The following is a 20,105-nucleotide window of genomic DNA, read 5'->3' as shown; positions in this document are numbered from 1 at the left end:
TCTGCCAGACGAGAGGCGCAGGCGTGTGCTGCGGTGGCCCGATTGGGCTGCCGCAGTGCGTGCCTGCACCGTTTGACTAGTGGAGTACATTCGTGGCGTCAATTCTTGAAAAGGTTCTTCGTGTTGGTGAAGGCCGCGTTCTGCGCCGCCTGGAAAACTATGCGAAAGCCATCAACGCGCTGGAAGAAGACTTCCATGAGCTCACCGACGACGAGCTGAAGAACGAGACCGTCACCCTACGGGAACGGTATTCCAACGGCGAATCGCTCGATGACTTGCTGCCGGAGGCTTTCGCCGCCGTGCGTGAAGCCAGCACCCGCACCCTCGGCCTGCGTCACTTCGACGTGCAGCTCATGGGTGGCGCCGCCCTGCATCTCGGCAACATTGCCGAGATGAAGACCGGTGAGGGCAAGACCCTCGTGGCCACCACGGCCGCCTACCTCAACGCGATCAGCAGTCGTGGCGTGCACGTCATCACGGTCAACGATTACCTGGCCAGCTATCAGAGCGAGCTGATGGGTCGCGTCTTCCGCGCCCTCGGCATGACGACCGGATGCATCGTCTCCGGTCAGACTCCGGTGCAGCGCCGCGAAATGTATGCGGCCGACATCACCTACGGCACCAACAACGAATTCGGTTTCGACTACCTGCGCGACAACATGGCGTGGCAGGCCAGCGACATGGTGCAGCGCGGTCACTACTTCGCCATCGTCGACGAGGTCGACTCGATTCTCATCGACGAAGCCCGCACCCCGCTGATCATCTCTGGTCCGGCATCCGGCGAAGCGAATCGTTGGTTCAACGAGTTCGCGAGCCTGGCGAAGCGTCTCGTCGCCGACGAAGACTTTGAGGTTGACGAGAAGAAGCGCACGATCGGTGTGCTCGAACCCGGTATCGAAAAGGTCGAGGACTACCTCGGCATCGACAACCTCTACGAATCGGCCAACACGCCGCTGATCTCCTTTCTCAACAACGCCATTAAAGCCAACGCGTTATTCAAGAAAGACAAGGACTACGTCGTCATGAACGGCGAAGTGCTCATCGTTGACGAACACACCGGCCGTATTCTGATGGGCCGCCGTTACAACGAGGGCATCCACCAGGCAATCGAAGCCAAGGAGGGTGTCGCCGTCAAGGCCGAGAACCAGACCCTGGCCACCGTCACCCTGCAGAACTACTTCCGCCTGTACTCGAAGATCTCCGGCATGACCGGAACGGCCGAGACCGAAGCGGCCGAGTTCATGAGCACCTACAAGCTCGGCGTCGTCGCCATCCCCACCAATAAGCCGATGCAGCGCATCGACCAGTCCGACCTGATCTACCGGAACGAAGAGGCCAAGTTCCGTCAGGTCGTCGAAGACATCGTCGAGCGGCACGAAGCCGGCCAGCCGGTTCTGGTCGGCACGACGAGCGTTGAGAAGAGCGAATACCTGTCACGCCTGCTGGCCAAGAAGGGCGTGCGCCACGAGGTGCTGAACGCCAAGAACCACGCCCGGGAGGCGGCGATCGTCGCGCAGGCCGGCCGGCTCGGTTCGGTCACCGTCGCCACCAACATGGCCGGTCGTGGTACCGACGTGATGCTCGGCGGCAACGCCGAATTCCTCGCCGTCGCCGAGATGAACGCCAAGGGCCTCAGCCCGGTCGAAACCCCCGACGAGTATGAACTCGCCTGGGACGATGTGTTCACCGCGGTGAAGTCCGACGTGACCAAAGAAGCAGACAAAGTCATCGCTGCGGGCGGATTGTATGTTCTCGGCACGGAACGGCACGAGTCGCGCCGCATCGACAACCAGCTGCGCGGACGCAGTGGACGTCAGGGTGACCCGGGCGAGAGCCGGTTCTACCTGTCGCTCACCGACGACCTCATGCGCCTGTTCAACGCCGGTGCCGCCGAGGCGCTGATGGGCCGCCAGGGCGTGCCCGATGATATGGCGATCGAATCGAAGGTCGTCAGCCGCGCCATCCGCAGCGCACAGGCGCAGGTGGAAGGCCGCAACGCGGAGATCCGCAAGAACGTGCTCAAGTACGACGACGTGCTGAACCGCCAGCGCGAAGCGATTTACGGTGACCGTCGCCATATTCTGGAGGGTGATGACCTGCACGAGCGCACCCAGACCTTCCTTACCAATGTCATCGACGAGGTGCTCGACGTGCACGCGGGCGACGGTAACGGCGACGACTGGGACTTCGACGCCATGTGGACCGAGCTCAAGACGCTCTACCCGGTGGGACTGACCATCGACGAGGTCGTGTCCGAGGCCGGAGACAAGGGCAAGATCAACCGCGACTTCATGCGTCGGGAGATACTCTCTGACGCCAAGCTCGCCTATGGGCGCCGTGAAGAGTCCCTCGGGGCGCCGGCCATGCGCGAGCTGGAGCGCCGCGTGGTGCTTTCGGTGATCGACCGCCGCTGGCGCGACCACCTCTACGAGATGGACTACCTGAAAGACGGTATCGGGCTGCGTGCCATGGCCCAGCGGGACCCATTGGTGGAATACCAGCGCGAGGGCTTCGCCATGTTCCAACAGATGATGGGTCAGATTCGCGAGGAGACCGTCGGGTTCCTGTTCAACCTCGACGTCGAGGTCACCGCCGGTACCGGTGCCGTAGCCGGTCCGGTCGTCGCGGCCAAGGGTCTCACCCCGGCAGACGCTCCCGAAGAGAAGCTCAGCTACACGGCCCCGAGCGATTCCGGCGGAGTCGAGGTGCGCAATCAGCGCGGCCAGATTCAGCAGGCTGCCACCGATCGGGCCCGGCGCGCGGCACCCGTCGCGGACAGCGACGAACAGCCCGCCGAAGGATCCGGCCCGGCCCAGCGTGGAGCGTTCGGGCAGAAGGCCGAGGGAGCCGCACCAGTGAACCGCGCCGAGCGTCGCGCCCAGGGCAAGAAGTCGATCTAAGCCGTCCTCGACCCATCACATGACGACGATGACGGTGGCTCGCCAACGCTGACCCACGCGCTCCAGCTGCATCGAGATGACGTGGGCGCGGCGTTTGTCGAAAACGAGCATAACGGCGTTGAATCCTCCCGTCTCGGTCGGCCAGGTCGTGACGTGGTCGATCCAGAGCCTCGGTCGCTCAGCAACCACTCGGGTGACCGCTCGAGCCCGGGCCGCGATCGACGCACGAACACCCAGGTGAGCATAGACGTCGTCGGTAACCCAACGCGCGAGCTGTTCCAGTTCACGGGCCCCGGCGAGCACCTCGATGACGCGCAGGGCCAGAGCGCGCAGTAGCGGTTCTACCTCCGGCATGGCCGCCGTGCTGTCGGTGCGCGTGCTGACGGTGCTGGTGTCGACGGTGCTGGTGTCGACAGTGCTGGTGTCGACAGTGGCGGCATCGGCACGGTGCTCCCTCTCGTGGTCGCGAGACTGACCGGTACCGGGTGACGTCATCGTTCCTCCTGGCCTCGAATGTGCAGTTGCCGTGGCGCAAAACCTAACCAGCTTTGATATGGCGCCGTCGAGCGCTTATAGAGCCTGTGCATAACCTGAGCGAGAAATCGCTGCGTCGGCTACCTTCGACGTGTGCGCTGGGACGATCTGTTTAACGACCTCGAAGGGCAACTCGAACGCGAGCTGCACGCCGAGGCCGCCGACCTGCGCCTCGACGCGGAACGCCAGCGTTTGGAAAAACTCTCGTTGCGCACCCGGCTGAGCAATACGGTGCGGGCGGCAGGCCCCGGCGGCGCACTGCGATTGCGTGTCGTCCTGGTCTCCGGCGAATCGTTGATGCTTCAGCCCACAACACTCGGCCGGGACTGGATCGCAGCAGATCTACTCGTGGCCGACGTGCTTGCAGGCGACCGGCCTGATGTCGACCAGCCGGGTGTCGACCAATTGGGTGCCGAGCAATTGGGTGCCGACCAGCGCGGTGCCCGGGGCCGTCGGGTGCAGTGCGTCATTCCGCTGTCGGCCATTGCCGGTGTGCTGCTCACTGCGGAGCAGAGTCGGGCGTCGCTGGCCGTGGAATCGGACGCTTCCGCTCGGCTGATCGAACGGGTTGGGTTTCCGTTCGTGCTGCGTGACCTGTGTCGGCGACGCCGCAGCGTCGAGCTCGAAACCCGCGGTGGTGTTCTGGCCGGAACCATCGACCGCGTGGCGCGGGACCACTTCGACCTGGCGGTGCATCCGCTCGGCACGCTGCGCCGGGCCTCGGAGGTGACGCACTTTCGCCTCGTCCCGTTTTGGCAGATTCACGTCATTCGGCTCCAGTAGCTGTGCATAACTTTTTCCCGATCGTGCATATCCAGCCACGATAGAAACCATTCAGACGAAGCGACCCAGACCAAGCGAGGTACCGGATGAAAACAGCCCGCCCCACACGCACACGCCGCCGATTCTGGGTGGACCCGCGGTTCGTTATCGGCCTCGTCCTCGTTGTCGCCTCGATCACCGGGGTCGCCGCGATTGTCGCCGGCAGCGATCAGACCTCGGCCGTGTACACCGCCCGGCACACGCTGGCGGTCGGCGACCCGCTCACCGCCGCCGATCTCATCGAGACCCGGGTACAGCTCGGCGGTACCGCCGAGCTGTACCTGGTGCCCGCGCCCGAACTGAAGCGAGACCTGCTGGTCACCCAGACCATTTTGGCCGGGGAGCTGGTGGCCCGGTCAGCGGTCGGGGAATCATCGGGGCAGAACCTGACCAGCGTCGTCGTGGATGTTCCGGGCCGACTGGCCGCATCGATTGCGGCAGGTTCCATTGTCGATATCTGGTCGGCGCGCGCTACCGGGCCGAGTGAATACGCACCGCCGACGATTCTGGTGGGTCAGGCAGCGGTGGTGCGAATCGTCGAACCGACCGGCATCATTGCCGCCGACAACGGCCAATCCGTGGAGATGCTCGTGCCCAAGGCAGCCGTGGGCGCGGTACTCGAAGCGATCATGAACGGTGATGCGCTCGCGATCGTGCCCGTGAACACCCCGGTGGAGCCGTAATGGCTCGCCTCGCGCTCGTACTCGACCGTGCAACCGAGCAGCGCATGCTGGCCGACATCATCGATTGTGGGCACAGCGTGGTCACGCGCGTGGATAGTGCCCGAGAATTTTTGGAGACGCTGGCGCACGGGCAACCGCACGTCGTGGTGGTCAGCGGCCGGAAAGAATCCCTGACCGGCCAGCTGATCGCCGCGTGCGACGAACGTGGAATCCGGGTGGTCGCCCTCACCGCGTCGGAACAGGAGCAGCGGCACGCTGCCACGCTCGGCCTATACGAAACGGTCGCGATCCCCTGTGGCTGGTCGCAAATCGAGCAGTTGCTCGTGTCGGGGGTCGTGGTTCCGTTGCGCGTGGGGGAGCGGCACTTCACTGGGGGAGCGCTGAATACCGGGTCGGTGATCGCGGTCTGGGGCCCGTCCGGCGCTCCGGGGCGCACCACGCTCGCCATCAACATTGCGGCGGAAATCGCCGCAGCCGGCCACACCGTGGCGTTGGCCGACGTCGATACGTACAGCGCGTCCATCGCGCCGAGCCTGGGCATGCTCGACGAAGCACCCGGCTTCGCGGCCGCGTGCCGGCTGGCCGGGAGTGACAGCTTGAACCAATCGGAACTCGAAAGGATCGCGCAACGCTACAACTCGCCGAAAGGCGCGTTCTGGGTGCTCACCGGTCTGGGGCGGCCGTCGCGATGGCCGGAATTGTCGACCGAGCGCGTCACGCGCACCATCGACGTGTTGCGGCACTGGGTGGATTACGTGGTGGTGGACACGGGGTTCAACCTGGAGAGCGACGAGGAACTGACCAGCGATGTTCTGGCACCTCGGCGCAACGCGGCCACCGTCACCGCCCTGCGGGTGGCCGATCACGTCGTTGCCTGTGGGCTCGCCGACCCGGTCGGGATGGCCCGGTTTCTGCGCGCCTGGGGTGATCTCACCGAGGTCACGGCGGGCAGCACGATCAGCGTCGTGATGAATCAGGTGCGGGCCAGCGCGGTCGGGCTCAATCCCCGCGGGCAGGTGGCGGCCATGCTGTTGCGCTTCGGCGGTATCGAGTCGCCCATTCTGGTGCCGCACGACCAAGGCGCTCTGGATGCTGCGGTGTTGACGGGGCGCACCCTGCGGGACGCCAGCCCGAGGTCCCCCGCTCGCGCCAGCATCCGTCGCTTTGTGGATACCGTGCTTCTCCCCGTTCCGGAACCCGCCACGCGTCCAAAGCGTGCGCTGGGCTGGCGGCGCAAACCGGCACCAGCTCTCTGAACGGCGGGGTGGGCTGGGGCGAAATAGCGACTGCCTATTCCTGTAGGGGAATCACCTCGATGCGCTCGTCGGCGCCCAGCACGACGAGCACGCGCGCTCCGGTGACACCGGCGAGTGCCGCGGCGATCCGCTCCGCCGATGGCACCGAATCCGCCGCGAAATCGCCCTGGGCGCCAGCGGTGGGCGCTCGTAGCCACACGGTCACCGCGGCCCCGGTGAGGTCGGCGATGGCGGCGCGGAGCACGCGGGAATCACCCGGTGTGACGAGGATCACCCGGTCGATGGTTTGGGCTGGCGGTTCGAGGGTGCTCGACGCCGCTCTATCTCGTTTCCAAACCGAGAAATGGTAGCCGGCGGCGAGACCGGTGGCAACGAGCAGCCCGAGCGGCGCGCGCACCCGGTCGAGCAGGCTTTCGCGGCTCAGATCGTCGAGGGCGAACTCGAAGACGCGATAGCCGATCACGAGCAGGGTGATGATCGCCACGACGGCACTGATTCCGAAAATGAGAATGAGGTAGATCCGTCGACCGGTCACGCCGGCGGACACCGGATCAACCGCTCGGAGTGGTTTCCAGACCGCCCACCAGAGCGGACCGCCCACCACCGCCGCGCTGAGACCCCCCAGCAGTAGCGAGCGCGGGTCGGAGCCGATCAGGACCGGGGTCAGGCCGGCCAGCAGCGAATTCACCACGATGCCCAGCCCGGTCGCCGCGGCCACCAGTCCGAGTCCCGAGACGACGAGCGTGGCTGCCAGCGAGACCAGCGGCGTGCGTTGGCGGATCAGGCCGTGATGGTAGGCCCAGACCACTGCGCCCACGAGCGCCGTCGCGCTGGCGGTGCCCAGCGCACCCAGAATGTCTGTCAGGGAATTATTCTCGCGGGCGAAGGCCAGCCGCAGCAGCACGAAGATGACCGTGCCCGTTCCGCCCAACGTGGCGGCGGCGGCCGCGGCGATTCCGACCACGATCAACACGAGATCCGCCAGCACGCCGCTCATTCGTTGCGCCTGCTCGACCATCCATTGCCACCACCAGATCAGGGCGCCACCGAGCAGCCAGATTGCGGACTGCAGGGGCAGGTGCCACCACGGTTCCCCAACGGTGATCGACCCCAGCGTAACGTCCACGGCCGCATCAATCAGGGAAGCGAGCGCGGTCACGGCCCCGACCGCTCCGATCAGCAGGCCGAAGGTTGAGGTGAGAAGCGGCGCGACGCTGGCCAGCTGGGTGGGACTCTTCAACTGATGCCGCGCCATCCACCGGTGCCAGGCCCAGACCAGAGCCCAGACCAGCGCGATGGCGAAGGTGCGCGGCTGCCAGTCGCTGCGCACCAGCGCTGCGACGGTTGTGAGCAGGGCGGAGGTCGCCGTGATGAGGGCGACGGTCTGCATTCCGGCCAGATACAGTCCCCAGGCCAGCGATGCGCGCTCCACGCCGGCCAACCGTCGCCAGAGGCCCCACCAGAGCACCACGGCGAACGGGCCGGCGACGAGGCTGAACGCGAGTGAGCGTGCCAGACCCGAGACGTCGCTTCCCGCCAGGCTCGAGCCGGAGGGGAGCGTGCCGGCATCGATCAGTCGCCCGAGAAGCCCGCTCAGACCGATCGCGGCAATGACTACCAGCGCGAACAGCAAAACGTACACCACGACCCGGCGTGCGGTCGGTGTTCCGGTGCTGCTTGCCTGGCCGGAGGAGCGGCGCACCGCGATGACGGTGCCAGCGATGCCGATCGCCAGCAGAACGATCAGCGCGATGCCCGTCAGGGAGGCCATCATTTCGTTCCCCTCGGGTTCGGGCAGACGGAGAGTTCCCACGGTGCCTTCGTGATCAGCCACTCGCCGTCGACTTTGACCAGGTCGAAGTTACTCTCGTTCTCATACTCGGAGGCGCCGAAGGGGCCGTCGTTGTACGAGGTCACCAGCGACACAACGACGTCGGCCGAGTTCGGTCGCACCGTCGTCGAGACCAAAACGACGCGAAGATTATTGGTCGACCCGTGATCGACGGGGCTGCAGCCCACGGTGGCTTCTGCGGAAAGGTGCGTGGCGGCGGCGGCTTCATCCCCGTCGATCACGGCCAGAGAATAGGCTTGCACCACGCCCTCCGGAGTGCTCGGATCCAATGTCTGTGGTGCCCCCCGGGTGAAGACCACCGCTAGGGCGACCAATACGAGGACGCCGATGATGCCGAGGATGACGATCAGGGTGCGGTTCGTTTTCGCCACGTTTGTGTGCATATCTACATCATGGACCCATCGCAGACCGACACGGCAGAGTGCATCGCGGGGGCGCGTGGGGATCTAGGCTAGTGAGGGTGTCGACTCTCAGTGATCTCGTACTTGCCCAGGGCCGCAGCAGCGCGGAAGACGTGGACTGGCTGCACATGCTCGTCGCGGACGGCCAGCTACTGGCCGACCTCGCTTTCGCGGACATCGTCGTGTGGGTACCCACAACTTCCGACAGCTTCGTCGCGGTCGCGCATGCACGCCCGTCGAGTGCCGCCACCCTGTTCTATCGTGACTTCGTGGGCCAGCCGATCAAGGCCGAATGGCGCAATCAGGTCACCGAGGCTTTCGAGACGGCCAAAATCGTCGACACCACCGCCCCCGACTGGTACGAGGAAACTCCCACCCGGGTGCGGGCCATTCCGGTGCTGCGCCGGCTGAGTACGACCGGTTCCGAGGTGACGGATGCCCCGGTGGCGGTGCTCACCCGGCACACCAACCTGAGTGAGGCGCGCACGCCGAGCCGTCAGGAACTCACCTTCAACGACTGCGCCAACGACCTGTTCGCCATGATCGCCTCGGGGGACTTTCCCGACCTCGGCGCCCCGACGGGGCCGCGCCGCGGTGCGCCGCGCGCCTCGGACGGCCTGCTGCGGCTCGACGCCGACGGCCTGACGACGTTCGCCAGCCCCAATGCGCTCTCCGCCTTCAACCGCATGGGGTTCGCCGAGGAACTGGAGGGGGAGTCGCTCGCCGAGGTCACCACGAGCCTGCTCACCGGCAGCGCCGTCGTCGATGAGTCCTTGCCCCTCGTCGTCACCGGACGGGCGCCGTGGCGCACCGACATCGAGGCGCGCGGCGTGACGGTGTCGCTGCGCGCGATTCCCATTCGCAACCGCGGCGAACGGGTGGGCGCGATCATTCTCTCGCGTGACGTCACCGAGCTGCGCCACCAGGAACGTGAACTGATCACCAAGGATGCCACCATCCGGGAGATTCACCACCGGGTGAAGAACAACCTGCAAACCGTGGCATCGCTGCTGCGTATCCAGGCGCGGCGCACCCAGTCTGACCGGGCACGCGAGGCGCTGACCCAGGCGATGAGACGCGTCGCGGCCATTGCCGTCGTGCACGACACCCTGTCGGAGGGGCTGAGTCAGATCGTCGACTTCGATGCCGTCTTCGAACGGGTGCTGCTGTTGACGGTGGAAGTCGCATCCGCTCACAACACGACGGTGCACCCGAAGTCCTCCGGCAGCTTTGGCACTCTGCCGAGCGCCTATGCCACGCCGCTCGCGCTCGTGCTGACCGAACTCGTCACCAACGCGGTCGAGCACGGCCTCGCCGGGCGTGAGGGCGAAGTGTCGATCGAGGCGCAGCGCAGCGATGAGACCCTCACCGTTATGGTGCGTGACACGGGTGCTGGCCTGCCGGAAGGCAAGGTGGGCTCCGGTCTGGGCACGCAGATCGTGCGCACCCTTATCCAGGGTGAGCTCGGTGGCACCATCGATTGGCACACAATGATGGGCAGCGGCACCGAGGTCACAATCGAGATCCCTCTGCGCTTCATGCAGGAGGGCTAGCCCCCACGCTCCTGTGTACCTACCCGGGCCCGGGCCCGGAAACTGGGCCCATGCTAGATCATGGGCCCAGTTGCACAAGGTGGGCCCGTGAGCGGATGCTCGGGCGCACGCGGTCGACAGCGCACAAAAAAGCGAGCCCGCGGCCTCCGATGTTTCGGATGGCCGTAGGCTCGCGTTCTGAGTGCCGGCTCGCTAGGAGGCGCGGCGCGCGCGTGCGGCGCGGCGCTTGAGCGCACGGCGCTCGTCTTCGCTGAGGCCGCCCCAGACTCCCGAGTCCTGACCGGTCTCAAGTGCATACTGCAGGCACACTTCGGTGACGTTGCATCGGGCGCACACCGACTTTGCCTTTTCGATCTGGTCCACTGCGGGTCCAGTGTTACCAACCGGGAAGAAAAGTTCCGGGTCGGCGGTGAGGCAGGCAGCTTTATCGCGCCAGTCCATAGGGATGCTCCTTTTATTACATGGGTGCACGGCCGTTTGGCCAGAGTTGCAGGGGTGATGGCCGGTTGCAGGAAAGTGGAATCTGCGCGATAACCGCGTTGAAACAGCTCACGTCCCTGTGAGCGTCAACCGGGCCTCAAATATCGTCCCATAATAGAGGTATCAAATCAATAGTTTTGTATGGCTTTTCGCTGTGAACAGCGGCTCTGGTGCAGGGCGCCCAGCCTGGATTGACCTCCGGGCGCTTCGTCGCGCCCCGCTGCTGGGAGTGATGATCGCTCTACTCGCGCTCGAAGCACTTGCCCTGTGGGCCTTCAGCGCCTGGTGGGTGCTGGAAATGATCGTCGCCACCCCGAATTCGGCCGGCGCATCCCTGGCGCTGGTAGCTCTCACCGTGGTCGCTGCCGTGTGGGTGAGCGCGATCACCGTCGGTGCGCTGCGCCGGCGTCCGTGGATTCGAGGTGCGGCGGTCACCTGGCAGCTCGTGCAGGTCATGATTGCCATTGGCTGTTTTCAGGGCATATATGCCCGTCCCGACATCGGTTGGCTCCTGCTGCTGCCGTCGATTATCGTGCTCGTGTTGGTCTTCAGCCCGCGGGTGATCGCCGCAACCAGTCACGAACCCGAGCCCGACGTCGATTGACCGATCTGGGCGGGCTCTGAACAACGCTCCAGAGCACCGAACCTAGGCGTCGATGCCGAGCTTCTTGCGCAGACTCGCGACGTGGCCGGTGGCCTTGACGTTGTAGAGGGCGTGGGTGATCTTTCCGGCTTCGTCGAGCACGAAGGTCGAGCGCAGCACGCCGGTTACGATCTTGCCGTACAGGTTCTTCTCGCCCCAGGCACCGTAAGCGCGGTGCACCTCGAGGTCGGTGTCGCTGAGCAGCGGAAAATTCACCGCGTCGTGCTCCTGAAACTTTTTGAGCTTGGCGGGGGCGTCTTTCGACAGGCCCAGTACCTGGTAGCCGGCCGCCTTCAGCGACCCGAGGTTGTCGCGAAAGTCGCAGGCCTGGGTTGTGCAGCCGGGAGTCATTGCGGCCGGGTAGAAGTACACGACGACCTTGTGGCCGGCAAAGTCGGCCAGCGAAACGGATGCCCCGTCCTGGTCGGTCAGGGTGAACTGGGGGGCTGTGTCGCCGACTGCGAGGTGCGTTGAATCCGTCATACCTCCATCGTATCGAGCGGCCGCTCCACGGCGCATCGCGCGGGGGCTACGCCGGTGCGCGGGAGTTCCGCCTCCCGCGCACCGGCGCAACTCCCGCGCACCGTGACGTTATCGGGCGGGCGCGAACGTCGCGAGCAGGCGCTGCAGGGAATCGAGGCGCACCCGGCCGGTGGCACCGAGTTCGTCGACCTCGACGGCTTCGATGATCGCGCAGTCCGGCGATCCGGGCAGGTGTGTGCAGCCGCGCGGGCAGCGCTCGGCGATCGTGGCGAGGTCGGTGAACGCCTTGAGGATGTTGTCGGTGTTGATGTGCCCCAGGCCGAAAGAGCGCACGCCGGGAGTGTCGATAACCCAGCCGCGGCCGGCATCCGTTTCGAGGCGCAGCGACACGGTTGACGAGGATGTGTGGCGTCCGCGCCCGGTGACGGTGTTGACCACTCCGATGGCCCGGTTGGTGCCCGGCACGAGCGCGTTCACGAGGGTGGATTTGCCGACCCCGGAATGCCCGACGAAGACGGTGTCGTGGCCGATCAGCGCCGCCGAGATCTCGGCGATCGGCATGCCGCCCTCACCGCTTTGAAACACGGGCAGGTCGAGTCCGGCGAAATTGGCCAGGAACTCGGACGGGTCAGCGAGGTCGGTTTTGGTGATGCACAGAATGGGCTTCACCCCGGCGTCGTAGGCCGCTACCAGGTACCGATCCACCAAGCGGATGCGCGGCTCCGGGTTGGCCGCCGCGACCACGATCAACATCTGGTCGGCGTTGGCGACGATCACGCGCTCGACGGCGTCGGTGTCGTCGGCGCTGCGCCGCAACAGGGTGTCGCGTGGCACGATGCGCACGATACGGGCCAGGCTGCCCTCAGCACCGGTGGTATCGCCGACGATATCGACGCGGTCGCCGTTCACGACGGCCTTCTTGCGCAGCTCACTCGCCCGGGCGGTCGTGATGCGGCGCTCGGTGGGCAGGTTCTCATCGAGCATCACCGTGTAGCGTCCGCGGTCAACCGAGAGGATGCGCCCGGTCAGGGCATTCTCGTGTCCCGGCCGGGTCTTCGTGCGCGGTTTACTGCCCTTGCGGCCTGCCCGCACGCGCACGCTCGACTCATCGAACTCCGGTTCGTCATCGTCAGCGGATGCCCACCAGATGTCGCCGGGGGCGCCGGCCAGGTCATCAGAGCCGGCATCGTCGGAACCGGCAGCGCCGTCAGCGGGCGGGGCCACCGCCATTTACAGCGCCGCTTCGGTGATCATGGCGTGCCACAGTTCGGGAAACTGGGGGAGGGTCTTGGCGGTTGTGCCGATGTTCTCCACCTCGACACCGGGTACGGCGAGGCCGATCAGCGCGCCGGCTGTCGCCATGCGGTGGTCGTCGTAGCTGAGCCACTGGCCGCCGTGCAAGGGGGCCGGCTGGATCTGCAAGCCGTCGGGCAGCTCGGTGACGGCGCCGCCGAGCCGGTTGATCTCGGTGGCCAGCGCAGCCAGCCGGTCGGTCTCGTGGTGGCGAATGTGCCCGATGCCGGTGATCGTGCTCGGTTCGTCGGCGAGGGCGGCCAGAGCTACGAGGGTGCAGGCGAGTTCGCCGCCGGTGGAGAGATCCAGTTCGACACCGTGGATGCGCTCGCCGCCGGTCACGGTGAGGCGGTTGCCGATGCGGGTGACGGTCGCGCCAAAGAGCGGGAGCAGCTGCTCGAGGTCGGCACCAACCTGGGTGGTCGTTTCCGGCCAGCCGGTGATGGTGACGCTGCCGCCGGCCACGAGTGCGGCGCAGAGGAAGGGCGCGGCGTTGGACAGGTCGGGCTCGATGTCTACGGTGCGGCCGGCGATCGGGCCGGGTGCGATGACCCATTCGCCGACGTTGGGGGTTGCCACCTCGACTCCGCGGGCGCGCAGCACCTCAATGGTCATCTCGATGTGGGGCAGGCTCGGCAACCGTTCCCCCGAGTGGGTGAGGTGCAGCCCCTGCTCGAAGCGTGCGCCGGCCAGGAGCAGCCCGGAGACGAATTGGCTCGAGGTGCCCGCATCGATGGTGACGGCGCCGCCAGTGACCGCTCCACGCCCGTGCACGGTGAACGGCAGGGCGCGCTTGCCATCGTCGTTGATATCGCCGCCGAGGTCGCGCAGGGCGCCGATCATGGGGCCCATGGGGCGACGACGCGCCCCGGCATCCCCGTCAAAAGTCGTCGGGCCGAGGGCGAGGGCGGCCAGCGGTGGCAGAAAGCGCATCACGGTGCCGGCCAGACCGCAATCGATCGTGGTGGAGCCGAGCATTTCGACCGGCGGGGTCACCAGTAGATCGGTGCCGAACGCACCGGCCCCGGCAACGGCTTCTACGGTGGCGCCGAGCTGGCGCAGCGCACCGACCATGAGGTCGCTGTCCCGCGAGTGCAGTGGCGCGCGCAACAGCGACGGTTCGCTGGCCAGAGCGGATGCCACCAGCTCCCGATTGGTCAGCGATTTTGAGCCCGGCAAAGCGAGCACCGCCTGCAGCGGCGCCGCCGTGGTCGGCGCGGGCCACCAGGCATCCGCTTCGGTCGGCGAATTGTCGCCGTACGGATCGAACTCCGGCTTGGAATATCTCGAGATCAACATCGGTTATCAGAATAGTCGGTGATAACAATTTGAGGGAGATCTGAAGCGGTGTCAATGCTGTTGGAACGACCCTTGGCTGTGGGTAACAGCCTAGAATTGCCCGTGATGACTTCAGACACGCCCGTGAACTCGGAAGACCTTTCGAGCAGCGACACACAACTCACGTCGGTTGCACCGACAAAGGCCGAGCTGCGCGAGCAGACGCGGGGTTTGTTCGAGGAACAGGCGTTGCCGTTCCTTGACCAGCTATACGCGGCGGCCATGCGCATGACACGCAATCCCTCGGATGCTCAGGATCTCGTGCAGGAGACCTTTGTCAAGGCGTTCGCCGCGTTTGCGCAGTACGAGCAGGGCACCAATCTCAAGGCGTGGCTGTACCGCATCCTCACCAACACCTTCATCAACGCCTACCGGAAGAAGCAGCGCGAGCCGTATCAGGGCACCATCGATGAGTTGGAGGACTGGCAACTCGGCGGTGCCGTGTCAACGACGGCCATGTCGGGGCGTTCGGCCGAGGCCGAGGCGATCGACCATCTGCCCGATAGTGCCGTCAAAGACGCCCTGCAGTCCATCCCCGAGGACTTCCGACTCGCCGTGTACTTCGCCGACGTTGAAGGCTTCTCCTACCAGGAGATCGCCGAAATCATGAAAACCCCCATTGGCACCGTGATGAGCCGCCTGCACCGAGGCCGGCGACTTCTGCGCGAGCTCCTGGCCGGCTATGCGGCTGAGCGCGGGCTGGGCACGGCCGAGGGCCAGAAAACATCCAGGAGCGCAGACAAATGACCGATTGCGGTTGCGAGAAGGCCAAGGCCGAACTCGAAGAGTATCTACACAACGAACTTCGCAAAGACGATGCGGCCGACATTCAGGAGCACCTCGCACAGTGCCCCGATTGCAGCGTTGAACACCTCGTTGGGCGCACGCTGACCGAGGTCGTGCAGCGTGCCTGCAAGGAAACCGCGCCCGAAGACCTGAGAGATCAGGTTCTGCTCAGGCTGCGTGCCCTGCAAGCCTCACACTAGAGCCGATTCCGGAGTGGCTTGTTGCCGCGACGGTTGAACCTCTCCGAGTAGAAATGCGGCACCGGTCGGGTCGGCCACCTGGGCGAAGGTTCCGAAATCGGATTCCCAGGGCTCGCGAAGCACCGTGCCGCCGAGCTGCCGCACCCGCTCGGCGGCCACCCGCGCGTCGGCGACCCCGAGATACACCTGCCAGTGCGATGGAACCCCCGCCGGAAGCATGGCATCGGCGTCGTAGACCCCTCCGGTCATCGATTCGTCGTGCCCGAAGGTGCTGTAGCGAAAATCGGGCCTGTCACTCAGCGGAAGCGGGGTCCAGCCGAACACCGCTTGGTAGAACTCGATCGCCGCCGGAAAGTCCCGGCTCATCAGTTCGTGCCAGACGGGCGTGCCGATTTCATTGTCGGCGCCGAAACCCAGGTGCCCGGCTGCCTCCCAGATGCCCACGGCCGCTCCGCACGGATCGGTCAGCACAGCCAGACGCCCCTGATCGCCGACGGTCTGCACCGGCACGGTCACGGTGGCCCCCGCAGTGGTCGCAGCGAGAAGGGTCTCATCGACGTTCCCGGTCGCCAGGAAGGTCGTCCAGAAATCTCGATTGCCGCTGGAGGGATCCTGCGGCGTGAGGCCCGCAACGGCCGCGTCGCCGTGAAAGAACATGGTGTACCGACCGGAGCCCGCCCCGGTATCCACGGCCCTCCAGCCGAGCAGGTCCCGGTAGAACGCGATCGACCGGGCCTGGTCGCTCGTCATCAGGTCGATCCAACAGGGCTCTCCGAGCCGGTTCTCCGTGCGAATGGGCATGCTGTGCTCCTCCGGTTGGTCCGAGCCTAGAACGCTCCGTGCGCGCTGGCAACGCGAAAAACGCACGCGGATGCGACTGTGCGGCGCGACCAGGGCGGAGGCCACCGTGCGGATACAGCGATGGAGGGTGACCAGGTCACCCTCCATCGTCAGACCCACGGCCGGTAATCAGAACTACAGCGTCAGCGCCTCACGCTGCAGCTTTGCCTGCTCGATCGCGTGGCGCTTGGCCGAACCGGCGGCCGGCGAGGCCGACGCCGGGCGGGAGAACAACCGCATGGCGCGCGGGCCGAGCTTGTTGGTCTCGAGGTAGAAGAACGGCCAGGCACCCTGATTCTCCGGTTCGTCCTGAACCCAGGCCAGTTCGGCATTCGGGTACTGGGCTGCCACATCCTTCAGCTGCACGGCGGGCAGCGGGTAGAACTGCTCGACGCGCACGAGGGCGATTTCGGGGTTCGGGTTCTTCACGAGCTCATTGAGCAGGTCGTAGTAGATCTTGCCGGACATGAACAAGACACGCTTGACGGCGGACTTGTCGGCGATGCGGTCATCGTCGATGACCGTCTCGAACTTGCCACTGGTGAGCTCGGCGACGGAACTCGTCGCGCCACGCAGGCGCAGCATCGACTTGGGGGTGAACACGATCAACGGGCGACGCGGGCGCATGTACGCCTGACGGCGCAGCAGGTGGAAGTACGACGCGGGCGTCGACGGACGAGCCACGGTCATGTTCTCTTCGGCGCACAGCTGCAGGAACCGTTCGATTCGGGCCGACGAGTGGTCGGGGCCCTGGCCTTCGTAACCGTGCGGCAGCAGCAGGACAACGGATGACCGCTGCCCCCACTTCTGCTCGGCGGAGGACACGAACTGGTCGATGATGGTCTGCGCACCGTTGGCGAAGTCACCGAACTGCGCTTCCCAGAGCACGAGGGCATCGGCACGTTCCACCGAGTAGCCGTACTCGAAGCCCATGGCCGCATATTCGCTGAGCAGCGAGTCGTAGATCCAGAATCGGGCCTGGTTGTCCTTGAGGTTGGCCAGGGGCAGCCATTCCTGGCCGTTCACCCGGTCGTGCAGCACAGCGTGACGCTGCACGAACGTGCCGCGGCGGGCATCCTGGCCGGCGAAACGCACCGGGGTGCCCTCCACCAGCAGGGAACCCAGAGCGAGCAGCTCGCCGAAGCTCCAGTCGATGTTGCCGTTGCGGCTCATGTCGAGACGCTTCTGCAACAGCTGCTGCAGCTTGTTGTGCACGGTGAAACCGGCCGGCTTGTTGTTGAACGCGTCGCCGATGAGGTGGATGACGCTCTCGGAAACACCGGTGGTCTCGGGCTCACCGGCAGCGTCGTCTCTGGCCTGAGCTTCCGATTCGGCCTTGGCCTTGGCGGCCATTTCCGGCGTGATGATCGGGATCGAGGAGGTCTGCGCGGCGTGGGTCTCGAGGAACGCACGCTCCAGGCGGTCCTGGAAGTCGCGGTGGGCGGCCTCGTACTCTTCCTCGGTGATGTCGCCACGGCCGACGAGAGCCTCGGTGTACAGCTTGCGCACGCTGCGCTTGGCTTCGACCAGGTTGTACATCAGCGGCTGGGTCATCGAGGGGTCGTCGCCCTCGTTGTGCCCGCGACGGCGGTAGCAGATGAGGTCGACGACGACATCCTTCTTGAACTCCTGGCGGTACGCGAACGCGAGCTCGCCGGCGCGCACGACGGCTTCCGGGTCATCGCCGTTGACGTGAAAGATCGGCGCCTGAATGGTCTTGGCGACGTCTGTCGCGTAGACGCTGGTGCGAGCATCCAGCGGCAGGGTCGTGAAACCGAGCTGGTTGTTCACGACGATGTGCACAGTTCCGCCGGTGCGGTAGCCGCGCAGCTGCGACATCTGCAGGGTTTCGAGCACAACGCCCTGGCCGGCCATCGCGGCGTCGCCGTGAATGAGGATGGGCAGGGTGGAGAAGGTGCCGATCGGCTTGCGGTCCTGCTTGGCCCGGACGATGCCTTCGAGCACGCCGTCGCCGGCTTCGAGGTGGGACGGGTTCGCGGCGAGGGACACCGGAATTTCGGCACCGTCTTCGCCCCGGAAGGTGCCGGTCGTACCGAGGTGGTACTTCACGTCACCGGAGCCGTGCACGGTGCGCGGGTCCTGGGTGCCCTCGAACTCACGGAAGATTTCGCCGTAGGTCTTGCCGGCGATGTTGGTGAGCACGTTCAGACGACCGCGGTGGGCCATGCCGATCGCGACCTCGTCGAGACCCTGCTCGGCAGCGCCCTGCAGAATGGTGTCCAGCAGCGGAATGGTGCACTCGCCGCCCTCCAGACTGAAACGCTTCTGGCCGACGTACTTGGTCTGCAGGAACGTCTCGAACGCTTCGGCCTCGTTGAGCTTGGCGAGAATACGCATCTGCTCGTGGTGCGTGGGCTTGACGTAGGACTTCTCCATCTTCTCCTGCACCCATTTACGCTGGGCCGGATCCTGAATGTGCATGTACTCGATGCCCGTGGTACGGCAATACGAGTCGCGCAGCACGCCGAGAATGTCGCGCAGCAGCATCTGACGCTGCGAACCGAAACCGCCGGTCACGAAGGACCGGTCGAGGTCCCAGAAGGTGAGACCGTGCGTTGCGATATCGAGGTCGGGATGGCTGCGCTGCCGGTACTCGAGCGGGTCGATGTCGGCCATCAGATGGCCACGCACGCGGAACGAGTTGATCAGTTCCTGCACCCGGGCGGTCTTGTCGACGGCGCTGGCCAGGTCGACGCTGATGTCCGGCGCCCAGTGGATCGGGTCGTACGGAATGCGCAGTTCCGAGAAGATTTCTTCGTAGAAGTTGTGCTGGCCGATCAAGAGTTCGTGCACGATCTTGAGGAACTCACCCGAACCGGCACCCTGAATGACGCGGTGGTCATAGGTGCTGGTGAGCGTGATGGTCTTCGAGATGGCCAGGCCGGTGAGCGTCTTGACGCTCGAGCCCTGGAACTCAGCCGGGTAGTCGAGGGCGCCGGCGCCGATGATGCAGCCCTGGCCCTTCATGAGGCGAGGCACCGAGTGCACGGTGCCGATGCCGCCCGGGTTGGTCAGCGAGAGCGTAGCGCCGGCGAAGTCGTCGGCCGTGAGCTTGTTCTGCCGGGCACGGGAGACGAGGTCTTCGTAGGCGGAGAGGTACTCCCCGAACGTCATCGTGTCGGCGCGCTTGATGGCCGGCACGAGCAGGGCGCGCGTGCCGTCGGGCTTGGGCATGTCGATGGCCAGGCCCATTCCGACGTGGGCGGGGGCGATGACCGACGGCTTGCCGTTGACCTCGTCGTAGAAGACGTTCTGGCTCGGGAACATTTTGAGCGCGCGAATCAGCGCCCAACCGATCAGGTGGGTGAAGGAGACCTTGCCGCCTCGAGCCCGCTTCATGTGATTGTTCATGACGATGCGGTTGTCGATGAGCAGCTTGGCCGGAATGGTGCGCACGCTCGTGGCGGTCGGCACGGTCAGACTGGTGACCATGTTCGTCGCGAGCGACTTCGCCATACCGCGCAGCGGTGAGACCTTGTCTTGCTTGACCGGCTCGGAGTCGTCAACGACGACGGCCTGCGGGCTCGTCACCGGAGCGTCGGCGGGAACCGGAGCCGGCTTGGGCGCACTCGAGGTGGTGCGGGCCGTCGGCTGGTTTCCCGTGACGGGGACCGGTGCGGCAGCGCCGGGGGCAGTCTGCGCCACCGGGGCGGCAGCAGGGGCAGCTACCGGGGTAGCAACCGGGGCGGCGGCAGCGGGCGCTGCTGCGGCCGGCGCTGCTGGCGCCGGGGGAGCGGATGCGGCGGGGACGCCTGCGGGTGCGTCCATCGGAGTGTTTGCGGTTTGGTGGTAGCTCTCGAGTACCGGCCACCACGATTCATCGACCGACGTTTTGTCGATCAAGTATCGTTCGTACAATTCGTCAACGAGCCACTCATTTGCTCCGAATTCGCCTGACGTTGTCTCGTCAGAAGCTCCACCGGTTACCTGGCTTGACACCGTGGGATCGCCCACTCTCTGCTTTGAATTTGGATGCCCTCGGCGGGGTAAGTTCGCCGGGTCAATCTTCGCTTTCATTGA

17 protein-coding genes are annotated in these 20,105 nt (G+C 65.7%); 8 read left to right on the top strand and 9 right to left on the bottom strand.

Annotated elements, in window-relative coordinates; translation table 11 throughout:
* Nucleotides 1–92: 92 nt before the first annotated feature.
* Nucleotides 93–2,900 carry a preprotein translocase subunit SecA gene (gene secA / locus QMK22_RS11150; protein ID WP_283497715.1) on the top strand — a complete coding sequence of 936 codons (2,808 nt, stop codon included), beginning with the start codon at nt 93–95 and terminating at the stop codon, nt 2,898–2,900.
* A 15-nt stretch (nt 2,901–2,915) separates the two neighbouring features.
* On the opposite strand, the gene QMK22_RS11145 is transcribed toward secA, so the two are convergent.
* Nucleotides 2,916–3,395, bottom strand: coding sequence for an Rv3235 family protein (locus tag QMK22_RS11145; protein ID WP_283497714.1), 480 nt, complete (start codon nt 3,393–3,395; stop codon nt 2,916–2,918).
* 132 nt (nt 3,396–3,527) lie between these two features.
* Here QMK22_RS11145 and QMK22_RS11140 point away from each other — a divergent pair, with 132 nt between their 5' ends.
* The 3 genes from QMK22_RS11140 (at nt 3,528) to QMK22_RS11130 (ending at nt 6,195) form a co-directional block, all read left to right on the top strand.
* On the top strand, nt 3,528–4,217 hold the full coding sequence (locus tag QMK22_RS11140) for a hypothetical protein (protein ID WP_283497713.1): 690 nt from the start codon (nt 3,528–3,530) through the stop codon (nt 4,215–4,217).
* An 86-nt stretch (nt 4,218–4,303) separates the two neighbouring features.
* Entirely contained in the window at nt 4,304–4,939 is a 636-nt protein-coding gene (locus tag QMK22_RS11135) for a hypothetical protein (RefSeq protein ID WP_283497712.1), read from the top strand.
* Nucleotides 4,939–6,195 carry a CpaE/TadZ family protein gene (locus QMK22_RS11130; RefSeq protein WP_283497711.1) on the top strand — a complete coding sequence of 419 codons (1,257 nt, stop codon included), beginning with the start codon at nt 4,939–4,941 and terminating at the stop codon, nt 6,193–6,195. The genes QMK22_RS11135 and QMK22_RS11130 overlap by 1 nt, the downstream gene beginning before the upstream one ends.
* A gap of 34 nt (nt 6,196–6,229) precedes the next feature.
* On the opposite strand, the gene QMK22_RS11125 is transcribed toward QMK22_RS11130, so the two are convergent.
* Entirely contained in the window at nt 6,230–7,969 is a 1,740-nt protein-coding gene (locus QMK22_RS11125) for a DUF5671 domain-containing protein (protein WP_283497710.1), read from the bottom strand.
* Nucleotides 7,966–8,430, bottom strand: a complete 465-nt coding sequence (locus QMK22_RS11120; RefSeq protein WP_283497709.1) for an LpqB family beta-propeller domain-containing protein — start codon at nt 8,428–8,430, stop codon at nt 7,966–7,968. The genes QMK22_RS11125 and QMK22_RS11120 overlap by 4 nt, the downstream gene beginning before the upstream one ends.
* 77 nt (nt 8,431–8,507) lie before the next feature.
* Here QMK22_RS11120 and QMK22_RS11115 point away from each other — a divergent pair, with 77 nt between their 5' ends.
* Nucleotides 8,508–10,001: a sensor histidine kinase gene (locus QMK22_RS11115; RefSeq protein ID WP_283497708.1), complete on the top strand. Its 1,494-nt coding sequence runs from the start codon at nt 8,508–8,510 to the stop codon at nt 9,999–10,001.
* A gap of 192 nt (nt 10,002–10,193) precedes the next feature.
* Here QMK22_RS11115 and QMK22_RS11110 read toward each other — a convergent pair whose 3' ends face one another.
* A complete protein-coding gene (locus tag QMK22_RS11110) occupies nt 10,194–10,442 on the bottom strand; it encodes a WhiB family transcriptional regulator (RefSeq protein ID WP_035837005.1) in 249 nt (82 codons plus the stop codon).
* A 271-nt stretch (nt 10,443–10,713) separates the two neighbouring features.
* Here QMK22_RS11110 and QMK22_RS11105 point away from each other — a divergent pair, with 271 nt between their 5' ends.
* Nucleotides 10,714–11,085: a hypothetical protein gene (locus tag QMK22_RS11105; RefSeq protein WP_283497707.1), complete on the top strand. Its 372-nt coding sequence runs from the start codon at nt 10,714–10,716 to the stop codon at nt 11,083–11,085.
* Between the two features lie 42 nt (nt 11,086–11,127).
* Here the strand turns inward: QMK22_RS11105 and bcp are convergent, their stop codons facing one another.
* The 3 genes from bcp to aroA all read right to left on the bottom strand — a co-directional run bounded on the left by bcp (nt 11,128) and on the right by aroA (nt 14,199).
* On the bottom strand, nt 11,128–11,607 hold the full coding sequence (bcp, locus tag QMK22_RS11100) for a thioredoxin-dependent thiol peroxidase (protein WP_283497706.1): 480 nt from the start codon (nt 11,605–11,607) through the stop codon (nt 11,128–11,130).
* 108 nt (nt 11,608–11,715) lie between these two features.
* Nucleotides 11,716–12,837: a ribosome small subunit-dependent GTPase A gene (gene rsgA, locus QMK22_RS11095; RefSeq protein WP_283497705.1), complete on the bottom strand. Its 1,122-nt coding sequence runs from the start codon at nt 12,835–12,837 to the stop codon at nt 11,716–11,718.
* Nucleotides 12,838–14,199 carry a 3-phosphoshikimate 1-carboxyvinyltransferase gene (gene aroA / locus QMK22_RS11090; RefSeq protein WP_283497704.1) on the bottom strand — a complete coding sequence of 454 codons (1,362 nt, stop codon included), beginning with the start codon at nt 14,197–14,199 and terminating at the stop codon, nt 12,838–12,840.
* Between the two features lie 105 nt (nt 14,200–14,304).
* On the opposite strand from aroA, the gene QMK22_RS11085 reads away from it, so the two are divergent.
* Together QMK22_RS11085 and QMK22_RS11080 are read left to right on the top strand one after the other, a co-directional pair.
* On the top strand, nt 14,305–14,985 hold the full coding sequence (locus QMK22_RS11085) for a sigma-70 family RNA polymerase sigma factor (RefSeq protein ID WP_502857525.1): 681 nt from the start codon (nt 14,305–14,307) through the stop codon (nt 14,983–14,985).
* On the top strand, nt 14,982–15,224 hold the full coding sequence (locus QMK22_RS11080; protein ID WP_283497702.1) for a zf-HC2 domain-containing protein: 243 nt from the start codon (nt 14,982–14,984) through the stop codon (nt 15,222–15,224). Before QMK22_RS11085 ends, QMK22_RS11080 begins: the two co-directional genes overlap by 4 nt.
* Here the strand turns inward: QMK22_RS11080 and QMK22_RS11075 are convergent.
* Nucleotides 15,216–16,025, bottom strand: coding sequence for a VOC family protein (locus QMK22_RS11075; protein WP_283497701.1), 810 nt, complete (start codon nt 16,023–16,025; stop codon nt 15,216–15,218). The genes QMK22_RS11080 and QMK22_RS11075 overlap by 9 nt on opposite strands.
* Nucleotides 16,026–16,199: 174 nt before the next feature.
* Complete coding sequence (locus QMK22_RS11070; RefSeq protein WP_283497700.1) at nt 16,200–20,024, bottom strand: multifunctional oxoglutarate decarboxylase/oxoglutarate dehydrogenase thiamine pyrophosphate-binding subunit/dihydrolipoyllysine-residue succinyltransferase subunit; 3,825 nt, start codon at nt 20,022–20,024, stop codon at nt 16,200–16,202.
* Nucleotides 20,025–20,105: the final 81 nt, after the last annotated feature.

The sequence above is a fragment of the Cryobacterium sp. PH29-G1 genome (assembly GCF_030063365.1).
Lineage (GTDB): Bacteria > Actinomycetota > Actinomycetes > Actinomycetales > Microbacteriaceae > Cryobacterium.
The sequence above is the reverse complement of the archived record's forward strand: the minus strand, read 5'-3'. Positions and strand labels throughout refer to the sequence as shown.